General features: G+C 33.7%; 17 protein-coding genes. All 17 read right to left on the bottom strand.

Going from position 1 to position 21307, the window contains the following annotated elements:
• Positions 1 to 20 precede the first annotated feature (20 nt).
• The 17 genes from rph to C1Y58_RS22605 all read right to left on the bottom strand — a co-directional run bounded on the left by rph (position 21) and on the right by C1Y58_RS22605 (position 21307).
• The gene (gene rph, locus C1Y58_RS22685) at positions 21 to 740 is read right to left on the bottom strand and encodes a ribonuclease PH (protein WP_105619121.1); all 720 of its coding nucleotides are present in this window, start codon (positions 738 to 740) and stop codon (positions 21 to 23) included.
• Complete coding sequence (locus C1Y58_RS22680) at positions 727 to 1227, bottom strand: GerMN domain-containing protein (RefSeq protein ID WP_105619119.1); 501 nt, start codon at positions 1225 to 1227, stop codon at positions 727 to 729. The genes rph and C1Y58_RS22680 overlap by 14 nt, the downstream gene beginning before the upstream one ends.
• A gap of 65 nt (positions 1228 to 1292) precedes the next feature.
• Positions 1293 to 3545 carry an N-acetylmuramoyl-L-alanine amidase family protein gene (locus C1Y58_RS22675; protein WP_105619118.1) on the bottom strand — a complete coding sequence of 751 codons (2253 nt, stop codon included), beginning with the start codon at positions 3543 to 3545 and terminating at the stop codon, positions 1293 to 1295.
• A 508-nt stretch (positions 3546 to 4053) separates the two neighbouring features.
• The gene (locus C1Y58_RS22670; protein ID WP_157950247.1) at positions 4054 to 4452 is read right to left on the bottom strand and encodes a DUF3899 domain-containing protein; all 399 of its coding nucleotides are present in this window, start codon (positions 4450 to 4452) and stop codon (positions 4054 to 4056) included.
• Positions 4453 to 4732: 280 nt separating this feature from the next.
• Positions 4733 to 5680, bottom strand: a complete 948-nt coding sequence (locus C1Y58_RS22665) for an ABC transporter ATP-binding protein (protein WP_105619116.1) — start codon at positions 5678 to 5680, stop codon at positions 4733 to 4735.
• Complete coding sequence (locus C1Y58_RS22660; RefSeq protein WP_105619115.1) at positions 5673 to 6713, bottom strand: ABC transporter ATP-binding protein; 1041 nt, start codon at positions 6711 to 6713, stop codon at positions 5673 to 5675. Before C1Y58_RS22660 ends, C1Y58_RS22665 begins: the two co-directional genes overlap by 8 nt.
• Positions 6714 to 6728: 15 nt before the next feature.
• Entirely contained in the window at positions 6729 to 7859 is a 1131-nt protein-coding gene (gene opp3C / locus C1Y58_RS22655; protein ID WP_105619114.1) for an oligopeptide ABC transporter permease, read from the bottom strand.
• Positions 7859 to 8785, bottom strand: coding sequence for an ABC transporter permease (locus C1Y58_RS22650; RefSeq protein WP_105619112.1), 927 nt, complete (start codon positions 8783 to 8785; stop codon positions 7859 to 7861). Before C1Y58_RS22650 ends, opp3C begins: the two co-directional genes overlap by 1 nt.
• Before the next feature lie 345 nt (positions 8786 to 9130).
• On the bottom strand, positions 9131 to 10840 hold the full coding sequence (locus tag C1Y58_RS22645; protein ID WP_170311670.1) for an ABC transporter substrate-binding protein: 1710 nt from the start codon (positions 10838 to 10840) through the stop codon (positions 9131 to 9133).
• Between the two features lie 795 nt (positions 10841 to 11635).
• A complete protein-coding gene (locus C1Y58_RS22640; RefSeq protein ID WP_105619108.1) occupies positions 11636 to 12595 on the bottom strand; it encodes an ABC transporter ATP-binding protein in 960 nt (319 codons plus the stop codon).
• Positions 12595 to 13635 carry an ABC transporter ATP-binding protein gene (locus C1Y58_RS22635; RefSeq protein ID WP_278286144.1) on the bottom strand — a complete coding sequence of 347 codons (1041 nt, stop codon included), beginning with the start codon at positions 13633 to 13635 and terminating at the stop codon, positions 12595 to 12597. Before C1Y58_RS22635 ends, C1Y58_RS22640 begins: the two co-directional genes overlap by 1 nt.
• 15 nt (positions 13636 to 13650) lie before the next feature.
• Positions 13651 to 14793 carry an ABC transporter permease gene (locus C1Y58_RS22630; RefSeq protein ID WP_105619104.1) on the bottom strand — a complete coding sequence of 381 codons (1143 nt, stop codon included), beginning with the start codon at positions 14791 to 14793 and terminating at the stop codon, positions 13651 to 13653.
• A complete protein-coding gene (locus C1Y58_RS22625) occupies positions 14793 to 15722 on the bottom strand; it encodes an ABC transporter permease (protein WP_105619102.1) in 930 nt (309 codons plus the stop codon). The genes C1Y58_RS22630 and C1Y58_RS22625 overlap by 1 nt, the downstream gene beginning before the upstream one ends.
• Before the next feature lie 155 nt (positions 15723 to 15877).
• Positions 15878 to 17608, bottom strand: coding sequence for an ABC transporter substrate-binding protein (locus C1Y58_RS22620; RefSeq protein ID WP_105619100.1), 1731 nt, complete (start codon positions 17606 to 17608; stop codon positions 15878 to 15880).
• Between the two features lie 655 nt (positions 17609 to 18263).
• Positions 18264 to 18809 carry a Gx transporter family protein gene (locus tag C1Y58_RS22615; protein WP_105619098.1) on the bottom strand — a complete coding sequence of 182 codons (546 nt, stop codon included), beginning with the start codon at positions 18807 to 18809 and terminating at the stop codon, positions 18264 to 18266.
• Positions 18793 to 19173 carry a NusG domain II-containing protein gene (locus C1Y58_RS22610; protein WP_105619096.1) on the bottom strand — a complete coding sequence of 127 codons (381 nt, stop codon included), beginning with the start codon at positions 19171 to 19173 and terminating at the stop codon, positions 18793 to 18795. The genes C1Y58_RS22615 and C1Y58_RS22610 overlap by 17 nt, the downstream gene beginning before the upstream one ends.
• 124 nt (positions 19174 to 19297) lie before the next feature.
• Positions 19298 to 21307, bottom strand: a complete 2010-nt coding sequence (locus C1Y58_RS22605) for a hypothetical protein (protein ID WP_105619094.1) — start codon at positions 21305 to 21307, stop codon at positions 19298 to 19300.

The raw sequence follows: 21307 nt of genomic DNA, 5'->3' as shown, positions 1-21307 counted from the left end.
TGACCCTAATGCTATATTTATTAAAACTGAACTATTTCCTTTTGTATCTCAATTAAATCATTGGTCCCCTTTTCCCCTAGGGCTAACAATTCATTAAGCTGCTCTCTTGTAAAAGGAGCTTCTTCTCCAGTTCCTTGAACCTCAATGAACTCTCCTTGATCTGTCATAACAATATTCATATCCACTTTAGCGCCACTGTCTTCTTCATAACATAAGTCTAACATAGCCTCTTCATTAACTATACCTACACTTACAGCGGCAACCATACCTTTGATAGGCATTTTTTTAATAACACCTTCATCCAATAACTTCTGGCAAGCCAAAGCTACTGCTACAAATCCACCTGTTATAGATGCAGTACGGGTACCACCATCAGCTTGTATAACATCACAATCTAAGAGAATACTTCTTTCTCCTAAAGCTTTAAAATCAACTACTGAACGGATAGCTCGTCCAATAAGACGTTGAATCTCTACAGAACGTTTATTCATTTTAAGTCTGGCTATATCTCTCGTATTTCTTGTTGATGTAGCACGTGGTAACATAGCATACTCGGCAGTAACCCAGCCTTCTCCGGAATTTTTTTTGAATGGAGGTACACGATCTTCTACAGTAGCATTGCAGATGACTTTTGTATTCCCCATTTCTATTAATACTGACCCCTCAGGGTGCATGATATAGTCTTTCGTTAATTTTACTGGTCTTAATTCATCATTAGTTCTTCCATCAATACGACTCACTTTGTTTCATCCTTTCAATAAATTGCTCTTCAGTATAGTTGTTTATAAGTGTTCCTTCTGTAAATACTTCTCTGTCCTCTATATAAAAAGAGACGGTTTTTATATCTTCTAGTTCAAATACCATATATAGTAATTGATTAACCATAAAGAATTCGTGTGCACTACCTCCATAGTTATTCAATTCTTCATTAAAGACTACATCGACATGCCCATCTTTATACAGACACAGATCAATTGCAGATTTATATGGTATCAATTGTATCTGATTCTCATTATAGTCCAAGGTAGTTAAGATTTCAAATAAATTTACAATTTTCTCTTCCACAGCTTGTTCTTCTACATCTACATCCATTATAGTAGCTTCAATTTCTTCATCCTTAATCTCATAAACAAGTAATTTACCCTCAGCTGATTCCGCTACTATACCCAAGGGCATCCTAAAAAAAACACTACTTATCAGTAGACCTATTATAAATCTTTTCAACAAAAATAAACCCTCCCTTAATTTGTATTCATTTACATTTTATACCAAATTAAAGGAGAGTTCAATATTTAATTCAATAAACCTTTTGATTCAAGCATCTCCAAAGACTCTATTATACCATTATAAATACCTACTGCAGCATTATCAATAAAACTTTCTTCTTTAAGCCGAGGTCCATCAATTGGACTTGTCATGTAAGCTACTTCTACAATTACCGCAGGCATCTTTGTATGTTTAAGAACATATAGATCATCTCGATATCTTAAACCTCTATTATCTGTGCCCACTTGAGAATAAGTCGTTTCTTGCATAATAGTTGCAAATGCTTTAGTTATACCACTTCCAGTGTCATAGTATAAGGTTTCAGTGCCATTATAGGAACTGAAGAACGCATTGTTATGAACACTAATAAATAAATCAGCACCAACTTCATTTGCTAATTCACAACGCTCTTGAAGTGTAGGGTACGTATCTTCTACTCTTGTCATATATACTTTAATATCTTTATGATAAGTCAATAGTGTCTCAAGTTTAAGAGAAATGTCTAAATTAGCTTCTTTCTCATTCATTTCTGCATAGTTACCCTCACCAGCAGGTTTACCTGGATCTGAACCACCATGACCAGCGTCCACTACCACAATTTTCTCATAAACTGATTGCGGGTCCAGAATATTAATATAAATACTATTATCATCTTCAGTAATGGTATAGCCTTTTATGGCTTTTGTAATAATCTCAACTTGATACCCTGTTTGATCTGAAGATAAATTAACTTGCTTGACGTCATCATCATTAATATTGATCGTACCATAACCATATACAGCTTCTAAGTTTGTACTTGGAATAGTAATCACAGCTCTCTTATTAAGATAGTCATCATTAATAATAAATGCATCTATATCTATGCCAGGTACTTGCTTACTTATGACTATCGTTGGATTAGACGTGTATTGATAGTTAATATTTTTATAAGTTGGTGGTACTAAGCGTACTCTTACTGTATCATCATCCAATTCACTAACCGAGAATTCTGCATTTCCATTAAGTTCTAGTACGATACGAGTTGTATCATCATTAAACTTGGATGTTCTTACATTCTTCACATATTGACCTTCTGCATCACTTTCTTCGTATAAAAATGCAGAATCTGAATAAGGTACATCAATCACTAAACGTGTAGGATTAGCCAACCAAAAAATATCTAATACAGGTAATTCTGTCCCTGTTATATCTACATAATCACCAAATTGATCCTGTGCTAGTTCAATATCATAGATATAATTGCGACTAACTGTTAGAATCATATCTGTACGATCATCTGTTAATTTCAAACTGTAATTAATATCATCGTATTTCATATCCAGTACGATACGAGTTGCTAAAGGATCTTTAGAATATTGACTTGAACGCACTGCTTCAAAATAAGGATTGTCTTCAAGAAGAACTGTTTCCTCATCAAATTCCTTATTAGCGTTAGCAATATCTATAATTAACTTGTTATTCCAAATAGTCGTTTCAATACCACTTATAGCACTTGAAGCAGATACTATAAATTTAAAACCACCTTGTTCTTCTATAAAAGCAAAACCTGTAATGTCCGTATCATCATACTTTTTATAAGGGATTTCCTTTTCACCATCAGCAACATCTGGAATATCCTCTGCATTTGTAAAAGCAATCGGATTTTTTGCCAACGGAGTAGGTAGTCCTTCGATAGGCTCAGGATCATTATCATCATTTGTGTTATCTTCATTATTTGTATTATCTTCTTCATTAGTGTTGTCTTGATTATCCGTGGTTTCATCACTATTATCTTGATTTTTTGTTGCAAGAATTGTATAGCTGTCATGGTCCCATACTACGCCATAATCCAAGGCTTCTAAAATAAAACGAAGAGGCACCATCGTCTTTGTGTTTGACGGATCATTCATATTGGCAACTAATTTTGCTGTTTCATCCATCTCAACCGCCATACCATTAACATAGGCTATGTAATCATCAATTTTCAAAACTATGAAGTTATTTCCACTTAATATGTAAACTTCCTTCGTTTCGCCATTCCATTGTACATCACCACCGATTGTTTCAAAAAATTCTCTTACGGGCACAATGGTTCTTCCTGCTGGCGTAATAATTGGAGGCATTGCTCCTTCTTTCATTGGTTGTCCATCAATATGGATCGCCGGAAACTTGCTATAGCTATAAATTTGTTCATCGTATTTTATCTTTAGTTCATCTTCTTCTGCTAACGATACAAATGAAAGTAAGTTAAAAACAAAAGAAAATATTAGGACAGTACTTATAATTCTCTTTAGTTTCATCCTTCGCCCCCTTTTCTCTATGTTGTCATCTGAACTTCATAAGAGCTTAATAATTATTAGGATTTAATCATTAAGTTCAATGCACTTCCTTTAAGTCGTTTCATAGTAAATAATAACTAGTTTTATAGCAGTTATTTTCGACTTTTATAAGAATGAAAATCATTTTGACTATTAAAATTATAACAAAAGAAATATTGGAATAAAAGACTTTTAACCATTAAGAAACATAATTTTAATATATGCCTCGGAAAGCATCAAACCCTCTATTAAAAACACGTTTTATTACATATTATTACTTTCAAATATCGTAGAATTACTACTTTTTATCCGCTCATCTACTAGTTAGTAACATAGCTTTACCCTAACTTCCCTTTATCAAGTAACTACATGGTTACATCAAATATAGCAGCTTAACCTACATAAAACTAGAATAGAAAAGTAGGTACAGTAAAAAAGCACATGATAAGGACTCAACACCTTACATATGCTCCTATTCTACTATATCCAATTATATAATAACCGTTACACTAACAACAAACGAAACAATTACTAATAATAATCCTGAAAATAATATCGGTTTTGTTGAAAAATATTTCGGTAAATCTTGCGCTATATATTCATTAAATTTCATCTTTTTACCATCATCATCCTTCAACTCATCTTCATCGTACCCCGTACTAGGTCTGCCAAAAAACCATTTTACTTTTTTGTAAGGATAGCTGGTTATTCGAAATAAACCTGTTTCACTAATAGCCATAAAGCCGCCTATTACAGCTATTATCCCACCAAAAATAAATAAGTAATTGACAAAAGCCAATAAAAAGGTATCAGATAATAAACCTATCAATACAGATAATGTTGTAGTTACTGCAGTGATTACTAAAAATAATTTTAACTTTCTATTCAATAAGATCTCCTCACTTTGCAAATTGTTATATAATGTATACTCTATTATATCAGATTGAACATAAAAGACAAATATTTATCTTTTATTACTTAATTTGTCCGTTCCTTTAACTGTTACACAAAAGAAATCCTTTATTTGTATCAACGATAATATAATTCTTCACTTGAGTAAAATCAGATCATAGTAAAAAAGTGGCTAACGCCAACTTAAAACTGGAATAAGAAAGTAGGGCTATAAGCCTAATGACCTATAACCCAATTCTAAAGGAATTTTTATATTCCTATTTATTTTTTGCTGCTAATTCCTTTTCATATTGTGCTACTTCTGATTTAGAAGCATACACAAAATGCTCTGGTCTAATTTCAACCCATTCAGGTTGTTCCTTACTGTAATCATGAACCGTTGGTGTATATGGAATTCTTCTTCGAGTTCTTTCTGATTGAGGATCTGGAAGAGGAATCGCTGACAATAAAGACTTTGTATAAGGATGAAGTGGATTTTCATACAGTTCATCACTATTAGCTAACTCCATTAATTGTCCTCTATACATAACCCCTACACGGTCAGAAATATATTTTACCATGGATAAGTCATGGGCAATAAAGAGGTAAGTTAAACCTCTTTCGTTCTTTAATTGATTTAATAAGTTAACTACCTGAGCTTGAATAGATACATCAAGGGCTGAAATTGGTTCATCAGCAATAATAAACTCTGGCTCAATAGCTAAAGCTCTAGCAATACCTATTCTCTGTCTCTGTCCACCTGAGAATTCATGTGGATAACGATTAGCATGCTCTTTATTTAATCCAACGGTTTCAAGAAGTTCATGAACCTTTGCCATTCTTTCTTCTTTGTTTTTCGCCAAATTATTATTGTCTATTCCCTCGGCAATAATGTCGGCTACTGTCATTCTAGGGTTTAAACATGCCTGTGGATCTTGAAAGATCATTTGAATCTTCTTATTGAGTTCTTTTTTCTTTCCTCTAGGCATTTTCCCCTGAATATTTTTACCGTCATAAATGATTTCACCACCAGTAGCATCGTACAGACGAATAATCGTTCTACCAGTCGTTGATTTACCTGATCCAGATTCACCAACTAGACCGAAAGTTTCACCTTTATAAATATCAAAAGAAATATCGTTAACAGCCTTTACAACTGCACCTTTTGGTAACTTGAAATATTGCTTAAGGTTTTTAACTTCAAGTAACTTCTCTTTATTATTCATTGACAACACCACCTTTTACTTTTTGTTCTAGCTTTTTAATGGCTGATGGTGGTTCTACCTTTGGTGCATCAGGATGCAATAACCATGTTCTCGCCTTATGAGTTTCAGAAATCTGGAAGAATGGTGGTTCTTCCTTCATATCAATAGCCATGGCAAACTCACTTCGTAATGCAAAGGCATCACCTTTTGGTGGATTCAATAAGTCTGGTGGTGTACCAGGAATAGCATATAATTCTTCTTCATCAGAATCTAGACTTGGCATTGAAGCTAACAATCCCCAAGTATAAGGATGTTTAGGTAAATAGAAGACTTCATCAGAAGTTCCTACCTCAACAATTTGACCAGCATACATAACTGCAACACGATCAGAAACGTTGGCTACTACCCCTAAGTCATGGGTAATGAAGATAACAGCAACACCTGTTTTTTCTTGAAGATCTTTAATTAGATCTAAAATCTGCGCTTGAATTGTAACATCTAATGCTGTTGTTGGCTCATCAGCAATGAGGATTTTTGGCTCACATGCTAATGCTGTTGCTATAACAATTCTTTGACGCATACCACCAGAGAACTGGTGAGGATATTGATGGAAGCGCTTCTCTGGCTCATCAATTCCAACTAAATCTATCAACTCAATAGCTCTTTTTTTAGCTTCATCTTTACTCATACCACGATGCTTAACCATACCTTCCATGATTTGTTTACCAATCTTCATGGTTGGATTTAATGATGTCATCGGATCTTGGAAAATCATAGCAATATCCTTACCACGTACTTTTTCCAATTCTTTTTCTTTTAAACTCGCAAGATCTTTACCATCAAAATGAATCTCTCCATTATCAATATTACCATTTGATGCTAGTATCCCTATAATCGTCTTAGTACAAACAGATTTACCAGAACCTGATTCACCTACGATCGCCAATGTTTCACCTTCATGTAAATCAAAACTCACTCCACGAACGGCATTAACTCTACCACTGTAGGTTTTAAAGGAAACATGAAGATCTTTTACTTCTAAGATTTTCTTCATCATTGTACCTCCCTACTAACTATTACGCATTCTTGGGTCTACAGCATCTCTTAGACCGTTTGCGAAGATATTCAAGCTTAACATTAGAACTGATAAGATAACTGCTGGGATAAATAACATAAATGCATTTGTCATTAAGAATTTATAACCATCAGCAATTAATGTACCTAATGATGTTTCAGGTGCTTGTAACCCTAAACCAATAAACGCCAAGAAAGATTCATAGAAAATCGCACTTGGAATAGAGAATGTAATCATGATTACAATCTGTCCAATAATATTCGGAATAATGTGTTTAAATATTAATTTGAAGCTTGGAGTACCTAATGTACGACCAGCTAAAATAAATTCTTGTTCCTTAATTTTTAAGAACTGAGAACGAACTACACGCGCCATACCTACCCAAGAGGTCATAGCAATAGCTATAGCGATCGGTACGATACCAGGATCAAAGACAAGTATAAATAGTGTAACTAATACCAGGTTTGGAATACCAGTAAGGATTTCAGTAAAACGCATCATATACATATCAATTTTACCGCCATAGAAACCTGCAATGGCACCATAGGATACCCCAATGAGTAAGTCAATCATTGCTGCGATAAAACCGATTAATAGAGATACACGAACCCCTCTCCAAACTCTCGTCCATAAATCACGACCTAAGTCATCTGTACCAAACCAATAAGCTTCATCTTCAATTCCTTTTGCTGCATAAACATCTTCCACAACTGTATATCTTGTTACTGATGTACCATCTTCTTTAGTTTCTGTGAACTCATTAACTATTTCATAAGTCCCCTCTGTTAAACGAGCAAGACCATTTTCACCGACTTCTTTAGTAACTGTACCATCAAGAATACCTAATTCAGCTAACCCTGGTACTTTAGGTGGTAACTTTGTATGCTGTGATGGTGGTTGAATTTGCTTATCGTACTCATATGCATTCATCATAGGACCAAACATCGAGAAGAAAATAATAATAACAAGTAAAACCATTGCAAATATTGCCGCTTTATTCGTTTTCAATCTTCTTCTAACGTCTTGCCAGAAAGTAAGACTTGGTGCTTCAATTTTTTCATTTAGTGATGTATCGATCTTAATGCGTTTAAATTGTTCTTGTGCAATCTTTTTAACATCGCTCATTATTTAGCACCTCCTGACAGACGAATTCTTGGATCAATAATACCGTATAGAATATCAATGATAATAAGCACTGTGATATATAATGCACTATAGAATGTTGCTACTCCTAGGATAACAAAATAGTCATTCTTTTGAATACCTTCTACAAGTAAGAAACTAACTCCTGGAATACCAAAAATCTTTTCAATTACTGTAGAACCAGTTAATAAAGAAATTGTCATTGGTCCTAGCACTGTAATAACTGGAATTAATGCATTTCTCAATGCATGTTTATAGATGACGTGCGCTCTTGACATACCTTTAGCTCTTGCTAATAATATATAATCAGTAGAAAGCACCTCAACGAGCTCTGTTCTCATGAAACGAGCACATGATGAGATAACAAATAAGGATAGTGCTAACGTTGGCATAATCGTAGATGCAGCTGTCTCATTATAAACAACTGGAAGTAAACCTGCTCTTACACCTAGATAGTATTGCATTAAAGATGCCATTACGTAGGATGGAACAGAAACCCCTAGAATTGCGATCAAAATTGTTGCATGATCAATAGGTGTATTTTTCTTAAGTGCAGCTATCGCCCCTAAAAATATACCCACTAATGCTCCAAAAATAAGCGCTTGTCCTCCTACACGTACAGTTACTGGCAATCTTGCAGCAATCATTTCTGAAACTTCTTGATTATTGTATTGGAATGATACACCAAAATCCCCTGTGAATACATTCTTCATATAACGAGCATATTGCATTGGTATTGGATCATCCAAACCATATTTGTCATTCAAAATTACTAATTGTTCCTCCGTTAACTTATCGTCGTTAAAGGGTGAACCTGGCATGAATTGAAGTAGTAAGAAAGTAATGGATACTACTAAAAACAAAGTAATAAGCCCGTACATAAGTCTTTCTAAGACATACTTAATCATCTTTTCACCTCGCATAATTTGCTAATAAGGTATCATTTAATTGATCCTTATTTTCTTTTTTAAATTCATTAGCCTCTAATAAACTAATTTTCAAATAATATACAAATTTCGACATGTATATAATTATACTGTCAATCTATCACTAAATCAATAACTAATATTTTACATTTTTATTGATTAACTTTCATAATTCACCAATATCATCATTACTAAATAATCATAAGTATTAATAAAGCAAAAATTGAACTTTATAAAGGTCAACCTAACTTATCAAATCTTACATTATGTGTATTGCTGAATAAAGCACCCCACTTATTAGTAGGGTGCTTTATTCAGTTTTTTTAATTATTCAGCATAGTTCATTTCAATATAGAATACTGACATATCTTCAGTTGTTTTGAAGTTAGAATCATCAACATATTGTGATACGAACTCACTACTTAATACTGCTCTATCGATGTCACCAGCTTCATATAAGTTGACACGTGCAGCAGCATCTTTTACGATACGGAAGTTAACTACATCAATAGCTACTTCATCAGCTGCATAGTAATCTGCATTTTTAGCGTATTCATATTCATAACCTAAAGTCCATTTTGTTAAAGTATAAGGACCATTGTATAATGCTGTTTCTGGGCTTGTACCATAGTCATCACCCATTGCTTCAACAAAAGCTTGATTTTGTGGGTAGAATGATGGGAATACTAATAATTCAATAAAGAATGGTACATTTGTTTCTAATTCAACTACTAATGTAAAGTCATCAGCAGCAGTAACACCTAATTCTTCTGGAGCAACTTCACCACCAGCTACAGCAGCACCGTTTTTGATACCAGCTGATTCTAACATATGAGCATATTGAGCACCTGTGTTAGGATCGCCTAATCTTCTCCATGAATAAACGAAATCATGAGCTGTTACAGTTTCGCCATTTGACCAAACATTATCATCTCTTAAATTGAAAGTATAAACATAAGTTACATTACCGTTTTCATTCGTTACTTCTTCCATACTATAATCTTTAACTAAGCCTTCAACGATACTTCCATCTTCAGCGTACTTAAATAAACCTTCATTTGTATTACCAATAGCTTGGAATGATACTGAGTTAGTAGCTAATGAGATATCCATTGTAGGAATATCTGAAGTATCTACTAATCTAGCAATTGTTTCACCATTTTCGTTAGTTTGAGTTGTTTCTGCGTAAGTGAAAATGATATCAGGTCCGAATGAAGGTTCTACAAGACCTGTGAAATAATCTTGTTGTAAGATTGCTTTACCTTTTTGATATAGAGGAATGATTGCTGTTTCTTCTTCAAACATCATTCTTTCTGCTTCTTGTAAAGCCGCCCAACGAGCATCAGCATCAGCTAGTAATTCACCTGATTTAGCATCGTCTATAATTGCATCGAATTCTGCATTAGCCATACCAGTATTGTTATGACCACCGCCTGTTACCCATAAATCTAAATATGTCATTGGATCTGGATAGTCAGGACCCCAACCAGCGAAGTTAACATCAAAGTTACCTGCACTAGCTAACTCTAATTTATTTTCGAATGGTTGTTGGTTAATTGTTACTGATAAACCTGGTAAATTTGCTTGCCATTGAGCTTGGATATATTCAGAAATCTTCTTACTACTATCTGAGTCGAAAGTTAATAATTCGATTTCAATTTCTTCAAAACCTAATTCTTCTTTAGCTTGATTCCAGTAGTTCATCGCTTCATCTAAATTGTAGCTATTAAAACCTTCTGGGTATTCACTTCTAAAATCTTTACCTGGTGTAATACTACCTGGTGTTAAATAATCAACAGCTTGAGAACCGTTTGCTAAAATTTCATTTGAAATAAATGATTTTTCTAATGACATTGCTAATGCTTTACGGAAATTTATATTTTGTAAAGCTTCTTTTGATGATACTTCTTTTACTTCTGTATTAGTTGTAGTATCTGTTGGTTCAGTAGTAGTATCATTATCTTTAGAACAACCTACTAAAACTGCGCTAATTCCAAGTACAAGTACTAATACAAGTGCTAATAATTTAGTCTTCATGTTGGTATTCCTCCCTGCATGTTTTATTGTCATGCTCTAGTATACCAAAAAATTTTGTGTATTTCAACAGATTATTATTTTACTCGTCATAATATTGAATTTTTTGCGTTCTAAAATTGCATTCGTATTTTTTGTACAGTTTTCATAATTCTCTTAGGCATCATCACTAACTCAACCGAATACGGCTACACCCCTACTTATAAGCGGCTTTATGCTTTATTTTTAAGTTTTTTAGACAATATTCAGAAAACATTGTATACAATCATATAATTTTCTTTATTACTCATAAAACCCTTAATATATAGTGTATTATGTACTTATACGGCAAATTATCCTTATTTCATTGAATTTTAATATAATAATTTTGCCCAGCACCCAGTATACCAATAAACACGTCCGCCATAGAGATACACGAATTATGTTATTAATATTGAATAATTACCTTAATTTTTTCTTTTCCACTTATGTGCATTTTTTTAAGCTATATTTACTATTTTATTACATCATTGTTATTTATTCTATAGTTTTGATGTAAATAATGATTTTCATCCTCTATAAAATTGCATGCATTTTTATGCATACAAGAATACTGTATACAATAGCAGATATTAGTTCCTTCCTATTATAAGGAATATTTTAGCTTTCTTTTAGTATTTGCTTTAAATCCTCCTATGTTGAGACCAAACCCCTTAACAGGAAAACCAAAGTCTTCCACCGACGGTCACTGCTTCTATTTTCTCCAAAATAATGAAACAACAAAAGAAGGTGTCTCTCACGAGACACCTTCTTGTTTTTTTAGCTCACTGACGCTTTTTCATTTTTTTTGATTTCTTCTTGGTATTTTTCCACTTCACTAGGTGAAGCATAAATCCAATGTTTTGGTCGTATTTCAACCCATTCAGGTTTTTCTTTACTATAATCATGCATAGTAGGATCATAGCCAAATCTTCTTCTGGTTCTCTCTGTTTGAGGATCAGGAAGAGGAATGGCAGACATTAATGATTTAGTATATGGATGTAACGGATGATGGAAAAGCTCCTCACTATCCGCTAACTCCATTAACTTACCTCGGTACATAACCCCAATTCTATCAGAGATATACTTAACCATGGATAAGTCATGAGCAATAAACAAGTACGTTAATTGCTTTTCATGCTTCAATTGGTTCATTAAGTTAACAACCTGAGCTTGAATAGACACATCAAGGGCTGAAATTGGTTCATCAGCAATAATGAATTCTGGTTCAATAGCTAATGCTCTTGCAATACCAATTCTTTGACGCTGTCCACCAGAAAACTCATGAGGATAACGATTGGCATGATCTTTGTTAAGACCAACTGTTTCAAGTAATTCATACACTTTATGCAATCTTTCTTTCTTATTCTTAGCTAATCCATGAATATCAATACCTTCTGCAATTATATCTGCTACTGTCATTCTTGGATTCAGACAAGCTTGAGGGTCTTGAAAGATCATTTGCATTTTTTTATTGATTTCTCTTCTTTTCGCTCTAGGCATTTTACCTTGAATGTTCTCGCCATTAAATACTATTTCACCCTCTGTTGCTTCATAGAGTTTTATAATAGTACGGCCAGTTGTTGTTTTACCCGAACCAGATTCTCCAACTAAACCAAATGTTTCACCTTTATAGATATCAAAAGTAATACCATCAATAGCTTTAACTACACCTTTTTTAGGTAACTTAAAGTATTGTTTTAGATTACTTATTTCAACTAATTTCTCTCTGTTATCCATTACCTCACACCACCTTTATATTTTAATGCTAGTTTCTGAATCGCTGAAGGTGGCTCTACCTTAGGTGCATCTGGATGTAAGAGCCAAGATGCTGCTTTATGTGTTTCACTAAGCTCAAAATATGGTGGTTTTTCTTCCATATCAATGGCTAATGCGAACTCACTTCTTAAAGCAAAGGCATCACCTACTGGCGGATTAAGTAAATCTGGTGGTGTACCTGGTATCGCATAAAGTTCATCATCATCTGTATCCAAACTCGGCATGGAAGCCAACAAACCCCAAGTATATGGATGTTTAGGTAAGTAGAATACTTCATCAGCTGTACCTACTTCAACAATCTGTCCCGCATACATAACGGATACACGATCAGAAACGTTAGCAACAACACCTAAGTCATGAGTAATGAAGATAACTGCAACACCTGTTTTTTCTTGTAAATCTTTAATTAAATCAAGTATTTGTGCTTGGATTGTAACATCTAATGCTGTTGTTGGCTCGTCAGCTATTAAAATTTTAGGCTGACAAGACAAAGCGATCGCGATTACAATTCTCTGACGCATTCCACCTGAAAATTGATGAGGATATTGGTGGAAACGTTTTTCTGGCTCATCAATACCTACTAAATCGATAAGCTTAATAGCTTCAGCTTTTGCCTCTGACTTACTCATACCACGATGCTTAACCATTGGTTCCATGATTTGCTTACCAATTTTCATCGTCGGATTAAGTGATGTCATAGGATCTTGGAATATCATAGCAATTTCCTTGCCACGAATTTTCTCTAATTCCTTTTCTTTCATCTGAGCAATGTCTCTATCTTCTAAAAGAATTTCACCTTTATCTATTCGACCATTTTTCGCAATAATACCCATAATGGTTTTTGTACATACAGACTTTCCTGAACCTGACTCTCCAACTATAGCTAAGGTCTCACCTTCATGCAGTTCAAAGCTAACACCACGTACAGCTTTTACTGTACCTCCATGGACCTTAAAGGAGACATGTAAATCATTTACTTCTAATAATTTTTTACCTGCCATCATACTACCTCCTTATCAACCTTCACGCATTCTTGGGTCCACGGCATCTCTTAGACCATTAGCAAATATATTTAATGCAAGCATTAAGATACATAATATCGAAGCTGGTACAAACATCATATATGCATTTGTCATTAAAAACTTATAACCATCATTTATCAATATACCTAAAGAGGTTTCTGGTGGTGCGATACCTAAACCAATGAAGGCCAAAAATGCTTCTGTAAAGATAGCAGCAGGTATTGTAAAGGTTACCATAACCACTACTTGACCGATAATATTAGGCAATATGTGCTTAAATATTATGTTACCACTGGATGTTCCAAGAGTCTTTGCTGCTAAAACAAATTCCATCTGTTTATACTTAAGGAAATGAGCACGAACAATTCTTGCCATACCAATCCACCCTGTTATGGCCAATGCTAGTGCAATAGGAACTATGCCAGCATTTTCAAAAATCAAGATGAACATAATAACAATTACAAGGTAAGGTATACCGTTGAGTATCTCTGTAAAACGCATCATCAAGTTATCGACTCTACCTCCGAAGTACCCAGCGATTGCACCATATGTAACCCCTACAAGTAGATCAATACACGCAGCGATTAAACCGATAGCTAAAGATACTCTTGTTCCACGCCAAACTCTAGTCCAAATATCACGACCTAATTCATCTGTACCAAACCAGTAATACTCATCCTCTACACCTTTATCAATGTAAGGAGAGTAGACAATTTGATATCTATAGACATTTTGGTCGTATTTACGATCGTAAACTTCGCCTTCCCATGTTATTTCATAGGACTCTTCAGATAAACGTGCTAGAGCTTTTTCCCCTAATTCTTTTTCAATAGTACCATCAAAGATACCTAATTTCTCTAACCCTGGTACACGTGGTGGCAACTTGGTATGTTGCTTAAGTGGTTCAATTTGCTCTTTAAAGGAATACGGCGTCATCATAGGCCCAAAAACTGCCATTGCTATTAAGAAAGCGACGAAGAAAAAGGCAACTAATGCAGGCTTATTATGAATAAGTCTTCTTCTAACATCCTGCCAAAAGGTTAAGCTCGGTTGCTCAATTTTTTCTTTAAGCCCAGCATCCACTTGTACTCTTTTGAATTTTTCTTGTGGAATTTGTGGTATTTTAACTGTACTCATTATTTGCCACCTCCTGCAAGACGAATTCTAGGATCAATAACCCCATATAAAATATCAACAATAATAATAATAGTAATAAAACAAAGACTATAGAACATGGATACACCAAGCGTAACAAAATAGTCATTGGTATTAACACTTTCAACCATCATCAAACCTAATCCTGGTATACCAAATACTCTTTCAATAACTGTACCACCTGTTAATAGGGCGAGTGTCAATGGACCTAATATTGTAAGAACAGGAATCAAGGCATTACGGATAGCATGTTTATAAACAACTTGAGCTCTTGTTAATCCTTTTGCTCTTGCAAGTAAGATATAGTCTGTACCTAAAACCTCAACTAACTCGGTTCGCATATATCTTGCACAAGTTGATATAACAAAGAAGGCTAGCGCTATTGTAGGCATGACTGTGGAACTGACTACTCCTTCCTCATAGAACACCGGTAATAGATTCAACTCTACACCAATCCCAAATTGAAGCAAAGTACCTATTACGAAACCAGGTATTGATACCCCCAAAATAGCTATTAAAATCGTTAAACTATCCCAAATAGTACCTTTCTTAAGAGCCGCTATAGCTCCTAGAAAAATACCTACAAAAGTACCTAATAGCAACGCCTGTACTCCAACCTTGACAGTATGTCGAATACGAGACTTAATTAACTTAGCAACTTCTTGACTATCATAATGGAATGATAACCCTAAGTCACCTACAAACACCTTCTTCATATAATTCACGTATTGAACCGGTATAGGGTCATTCAAACCATATTTTTCATTAATGATCAGAATTTGCTCTTCTGTCAATTTTTCCTCATTAAAAGGTGAACCTGGCATAAATTGAAGAAGTAAAAAAGTTAAAGAAACGACTAAAAACAATGTTATAAAACCATACGCTAGCCGTTGTAATGTATATCTAATCATAAAGTTTTCACCTCGATATTATTAAGAATCAAATATGTTACAGTATATATATCAACCGTTAAACGGAACCTTTCAAAATTTACCTTTTTCATATATTATTAAGTATAGCACCCTGCAAGCAGGGTGCTAATATTCTTCCATTCTACCTTCTACTCTTATTCGTGGTTATTAATATTAAATACTAAATAGAAAGTTACTAATTCTGGCTCTAATACTAGGTTTGGATCATCAATGTATTGCTCAACATATTCAGCTGTTAAACCAACACGATCGATTTCACCATCTTCATATAACGCGATTGCAGAAGCTGCGTCTTTAACAACTCTAAAAGTAACACGGTCTAATTTCACTGTATCAGCACCATAGTAAGTAGGGTTTTTAGCTATTTCATGTGAATAACCAACTTCCCATGCATCTAATACATATGGTCCATTGTAAAGTACTGTATCAGTAGATGTACCAAAAGCATCACCTTGGGCTTCACAGAACTCTTGATTAATTGGTGCAAAAGTAGAGAATGTCATAAGTTTAATAAAGTATGGTACAGGGTAGTCTAATTTTACTTCTAAAGTATAATCATCAATAGCTGTAATACCTAATTCTTCTGTTGGAGCTTCACCAGTGATAACTGCTTCAGCATTAGCAACACCTGCAGTAGTTAACATAAAGTTATACTGTGCACCTGTTGCTGGGTCAGCAGCTCTTCTCCATGAATAAACATAGTCATCAGCTATTACAGGTGTACCATTTGACCATACAGATTTTTCATTTAATTTAAATGTATAAGTTAAACCATCTTCAGATACTTCATGAGAAACAGCTCCTGATGGATAAGGCACATCATTTTCACCTAAGCTATATAAACCTTCAAGTACATTAGCTAAAATTTCAAATGATCTAGAGTCTGTAGCCTTACTAGAATCCATGCTTGGAATGTCAGAAGTTTCTGCTAGACGTAATACTGTTTCACCATTAATTTCATTACTAGTTGCTTCTCTATAAGTAAAGTCACCACCAAAGTTATGACGAACAATACCATCAACATATGACTGGTATAAACGCATTGTTGTTCTTTGGTATAAAGGAACTAAAACTTGATCTTCACCAAGTAATGTGTTTTCAAGTTCTTGTAAAGCATCCCATCTTGCATCGATATCAGTTACTAAGTCACCTGATTTTGCAGAAGTAATAATTGCATCATACTCAGCATTTTCATATTTAGCAGAGTTATGTCCGCCACCAGTAACCCACATATCCATGAATGTCATTGGGTCTGGATAGTCAGGACCCCAACCAGCCCATGAAAGTTGGAATTTACCTTCATCTTCTAATACTAATTTATTCTCGAATGGTTGCATGTTAACTACTAAAGTTAAACCATCAAGAGTTTTTTCAATTTGCTCTTTAATGTATTCACCGATTTTTCTTGAATTTTCAGTATCGTATGTTAAGAACTCAATCTCAACTACATCAAAACCTACTTCTTCTTTAGCAGTTTCCCAAAGTTTAACTGCTTCTTCTGGATTGTAATGATTGAAACCCTCTGGGTATTTACTTCTGAAACCATTTCCTTCAGAATCACTACTGATTCCGTCTGGAACGAAAAAGTCAATTGGTTGAGAACCATTTGCTAATAATTCATCAGTAATAAAGCTTTTGTCAAATGACATAGCAACAGCTTTACGAGCATTTACGTTATCCATTACTACAAAAGGATCTCCTACCACAAGGTCCTTTTTCTCTTCTGCTGGTTTGTCAGCAGGTTTGTCTGTTGATTCTTCTTTAGCAGGTGCATCTGTTGGTTCTTCATTTGAAGAACAGCCAACAAAAGCGAAACTAAGTACTAACACCATAGCAAGAAGAAGCGCTAATAATCTTTTTTTCATTTCTAATCCTCCCTTTTATTTTCTATGCATTCAAATTAATTGGACGATAATATTATATCAACATTTTCTCACATTTGCAATTTAATTTTATGAAATTGATAATTTTTTAGTTTTTCAACTCTTAAAACAACTTTAATTTTATAACTCTGAATGAATAATCAAAAGTAATTTTTCATAATTTTTCATGTCGAATTTTAATATTTTTGCTTTTTTGCTGTCTTTTTTCTTGAAAACCCCTATTTCTCAGTTAAAATTCATGTTATCAACTTTATAGTTATTCATTATTAATTATCGATGTCACTAAATTTAATTTTTAGTAAAATGACGAATGATAACTTATAAATTTCATTTACCATTATCAGACACCTTAATATTTTTCCCTTATCCCTAAATTACTCTTAATAATTCATTATTCCATTTTTTATTAAATAATCCATATTAACTCATTTTTATAGTATGCATATGGTAAGCAGTCACCTTAATAACAAGAGAAAATCTGTCATTTATACGCAAATTTATTACCATAAATTTTATCCTCTAACAGAGTCAGAAAACCCTAATAAGAGAAATTATCCTGATTGTTGCCCCTTAATCACACCAAAATAATTTTTTAGAAATAACAAAAGAGACGATAATCAATACCGCCTCTTTGTCTTTACAACTTAGGAATAATCATTCTTAAATATTTAATTATATACTTTACTACAAATCCAACGCCTATCCCCGTTATGATACCAACAAGCATCAGATAAGGTAGGTACATAAAAATATTTCTAGTTTCAATGAGTATGGATGCCATGGTAATCTGACCTATATTATGAAAGATTGCACCACTGACACTGATACCAATGGACGAAATATATTCCTTACAGATAACTACTAGAATATACATAACCAAAAAACTAAGGATGCTACCTGCTAAACTATAAAGAAAAGTTATTGGTGAGCCAAATAACACTCCTACTAAACCGGCTTTTAATAAGACAATAAAAAAAACTTCTCTATAGCTAAACAAATAGATAGATGTTAGGATAACCACATTGGCTAGTCCAAGCTTTACTCCTGGCACCGGTATCACCAACTGAAGAGGTATTAATCTCTCAAAATAACTCAAGATAATAGCTGCAGCTACCATTAATGCAATCATTACCATTTTTTTAGTGGAGCTCCAATTATATGTCTTGCTAATTTGATATTGCATCGATTTCACTAACCCCTTCCCCTTCTATCTCAACAACAACCTGATGGGGTAAGCAGACAATAACCTGTCCAGGTTGACTGATAGGGAATGTACGTACACAGACTAAATCTTTGCAATCCGCTTCAATCATACTAACTTTTCCATCTTTAACTTGCACCACATTATAACCATGATCATGGTCTTCATCTTCATCTATTTGAATTATTCCATCTTCATTTAATGGAAAGCGATCAAATTCTTCATTATCAATATAAACGACAACCTGAAGATTTCCAGCGTCCTTACTTATATTAACATTATAAAATATGAGCCCAAATGCAATTACTAATGATAAACCTATGATGACAAAATCCAATACTTTCATGAGTGACTCCTTTAAGAAAACTAAAGATATAATAAACCTTAACTTATAACGCGATACACTCCCCCATTTTGGAGGAGTGTGCTCATATATATATTGTATTCGATTATTATTAGATTATCAATAACTAAAATAAGCTATATCCAAACCAATCCATCATAACATAAGGCATGGTCCAGAGTATTATACCAACCATACTAAAACCAATAAAACTCATAAGCTTCTCAAAAGGATTATGAAACTTAATACCTTCCTCACGCAAGCTAGCTAAATAATATGAAATACACATCAATAGAACATTAATACCAATAAATACACCTGTATTTATATGACTTGACAAGATATTCATATCATAAAACCTTTCAAGGTAATATGATAGATATACACCTATCAACCCTACATATATGCCCCCTATAAAAAAGGATACCTTACTAGCATGTTCAGTGAAATTATCTCTTAACACAAGCTTTAAAATGACAACAACGGGTAATAAGCTAAGCGCTATAAAGCACAGTAGTATAAAACTGGGTATTATAGATGTCAATATAACGATGACTGTATTAATAGCTATATATGTGTATTGTTCATCATCTAGCATTAATGAATTCTCAACAACCTTCTCATTAGAAGAAGCGTAGTACAAAGTCTTTGATTCAGTTCCTCTTTCCGCCCACTGTGTATAAATATCTTCATTATCTTTGATAATACTGAAATTCCTTGGGTAACCAGTTGAATTAGTATATTGTTTTGCATCAAGCATTTTATCTTCATTATATATAGAGAAGTAAATATTACCACTAAGTACTTCATAAAAGCTGTATTCTGTCCCCTCAACACTTTCAAAGATATAATTGCCGCTAACGTAGTTTCTAGCTACAAAATAATCAGTAAATGTTTTACCATAATCATTGCTAATATAGAAAGTTAAAAAGCTGGTATTTTTATTACGGTTATCTTTCTTAAGAAGGAATGCAACTTGCTCACCTTTAATATATGTGGCTTTCAAATCTTGCTCAGCCATCGTAAAATCTTCTGTTTCATGGAGTACTCTAACACCCTCGTCTTTCATCTCTACAAGACGAATATAATGCACCCCATCCTTCACTCCTTTAAAAGCAACACTTGATTGCCCATCATTATCATACACTTCAAAATGCTCTACACCAGATTCTTCTATGAATAATTGCTGACCATCATTATTCCAGATCTCCAGCTGATCATTTTCTTTTAAAAATACTAAACCTTCTTCTAAGACTGCGAAATCCTGTATGCTCCCAGCAACGTCTTGAATAAAATCAGTTTCGCCAGTCTCAATATCTAATATATATTGATCTACATCGACATCATGTAATACAAACATGTTGAGATGATCACCCTCTATCCTAAATTGTACTTTTTTAGGCTTCGTGACATCTCCACTGATTTTGATAGGCTCTGTCTCTTCTGCTGTATTAACATCCATTCTTTGATAATACAATTCGCCATTATTCCTCCAAGATGTAATAAAATTGCCATCATATATAATGGATTGCGTATTCTCTGCATAATAAAGATTGTCACTACCTTCTAGCACAACTTGCTCCATTTCTAAACTCAAGGTACTGGTTTGTGTTGTTGCAAACAAGTACAGTGAAACAGTTACAGATAATATTAATGCAATGACTAAAATACTTGACAATATTTTTAATTTCATAATCTCTTTCCCCCTATACCACTGTCCAGGATTCTGTTTTTTTCTAATCCCCTGATTAAGTTTCATATCCTCTCTTATATCCTTGAATATAGTAGCCGCAGTACAAATACCTGCTCCAAATAAATATGCCCCTAAATCCATATGTAAGAACGATGTTAATGACAATATCAGCATGACCATGATATATGTCAATGTATTGGTTACCGAATAAACTAACATCCTCACGATTTGGTTATACCAGAGTTTTTTATGTTTATTGATAATAGGATATAAAATATACATATTAACAATTGCAATGGCAAACACCACAATAGTAACAATTATCAAATGCCATAAAATCCGTTTTAGTTCAATTACTTGATCAAATGCAAAAAAATCTAAAAGTATAAGTAACAACGTAATGTTAAAGATTAATATTCCATTTATTCTATTAATAATTTTCAT

This window comes from Vallitalea okinawensis (assembly GCF_002964605.1).
In the GTDB taxonomy this organism is placed as follows: Bacteria; Bacillota; Clostridia; order Lachnospirales; family PQDH01; genus Vallitalea_A; species Vallitalea_A okinawensis.
This window is presented reverse-complemented; position numbering and strand designations above follow the sequence as displayed.

Bases quoted from the DNA above. Each gene is read 5' to 3' on its own strand.
- C1Y58_RS22675 (WP_105619118.1), bottom strand. From the start codon at position 3,545: ATGAAACTAAAGAGAATTATAAGTACTGTCCTAATATTTTCTTTTGTT.
- C1Y58_RS22665 (WP_105619116.1), bottom strand. From the start codon at position 5,680: ATGAATAATAAAGAGAAGTTACTTGAAGTTAAAAACCTTAAGCAATAT.
- C1Y58_RS22660 (WP_105619115.1), bottom strand. From the start codon at position 6,713: ATGAAGAAAATCTTAGAAGTAAAAGATCTTCATGTTTCCTTTAAAACC.
- opp3C (WP_105619114.1), bottom strand. From the start codon at position 7,859: ATGAGCGATGTTAAAAAGATTGCACAAGAACAATTTAAACGCATTAAG.
- C1Y58_RS22650 (WP_105619112.1), bottom strand. From the start codon at position 8,785: ATGATTAAGTATGTCTTAGAAAGACTTATGTACGGGCTTATTACTTTG.
- C1Y58_RS22645 (WP_170311670.1), bottom strand. From the start codon at position 10,840: ATGAAGACTAAATTATTAGCACTTGTATTAGTACTTGTACTTGGAATT.
- C1Y58_RS22640 (WP_105619108.1), bottom strand. From the start codon at position 12,595: ATGGATAACAGAGAGAAATTAGTTGAAATAAGTAATCTAAAACAATAC.
- C1Y58_RS22635 (WP_278286144.1), bottom strand. From the start codon at position 13,635: ATGGCAGGTAAAAAATTATTAGAAGTAAATGATTTACATGTCTCCTTT.
- C1Y58_RS22630 (WP_105619104.1), bottom strand. From the start codon at position 14,793: ATGAGTACAGTTAAAATACCACAAATTCCACAAGAAAAATTCAAAAGA.
- C1Y58_RS22625 (WP_105619102.1), bottom strand. From the start codon at position 15,722: ATGATTAGATATACATTACAACGGCTAGCGTATGGTTTTATAACATTG.
- C1Y58_RS22620 (WP_105619100.1), bottom strand. From the start codon at position 17,608: ATGAAAAAAAGATTATTAGCGCTTCTTCTTGCTATGGTGTTAGTACTT.
- C1Y58_RS22615 (WP_105619098.1), bottom strand. From the start codon at position 18,809: ATGCAATATCAAATTAGCAAGACATATAATTGGAGCTCCACTAAAAAA.
- C1Y58_RS22610 (WP_105619096.1), bottom strand. From the start codon at position 19,173: ATGAAAGTATTGGATTTTGTCATCATAGGTTTATCATTAGTAATTGCA.
- C1Y58_RS22605 (WP_105619094.1), bottom strand. From the start codon at position 21,307: ATGAAAATTATTAATAGAATAAATGGAATATTAATCTTTAACATTACG.